Origin of the sequence: Micromonospora sp. KC721 (assembly GCF_004348355.1) — a bacterium.
Classification (GTDB): Bacteria; Actinomycetota; Actinomycetes; order Mycobacteriales; family Micromonosporaceae; genus Micromonospora.
In genome coordinates, this window is sequence record NZ_SMJY01000422.1 from 1 (window position 1) to 504 (window position 504).

1 protein-coding gene is annotated in these 504 nt (G+C 62.1%); it reads right to left on the reverse strand.

The window, feature by feature from the left end:
- The coding region (locus tag E1182_RS30765; protein ID WP_132271212.1) for a hypothetical protein at positions 1–299 on the reverse strand (299 nt) is incomplete at its 3' end.
- Positions 300–504 lie beyond the last annotated feature (205 nt).

Below are 504 nucleotides of genomic sequence, written 5' to 3' on the forward strand. Positions count from 1 at the left end.
GCCAGTCCGGACCCGTTCCGGTTCTGCGCGGCCGTGATCGTTACCCCGGTGGCTTTCGCCACGGCGGTCGCCGACGCGAGCCTGTTCCGCAGCGCGTACGCGGTGAGTAGGTGGACAACCCGCCGGCTGATGGTCTCGACCCGAGACAGCTCTTCCAAGAGGTTGAGGGTCCATTGGGACTGGTGATCCGTGTCATGATCACTGACTGTCTTCGACTCCGCTACGAGATCGGTCAGGTCGCGGATCTGCTGCTCGACCCACTGTGCCAGGTCCTTGGGTACCGGCGCGGACTGCGACATCAGATTTCCTCCCTTGACGGTCTCGTCTCTAATGACTAGAGTCGACTTCACTCGATGCTCTAAAGGCTAGAGCATAGACCTTGGGAGGAACAGACCATGCCGCAGACGTTCATCGTGGACCAGGCCGCGACTTTCCAGGCGGTTGCCTTCCTGGGCGCGGAGCCCCGGATTGAGTTCGGCACGCGGGACAAGCAGGAGACGACCA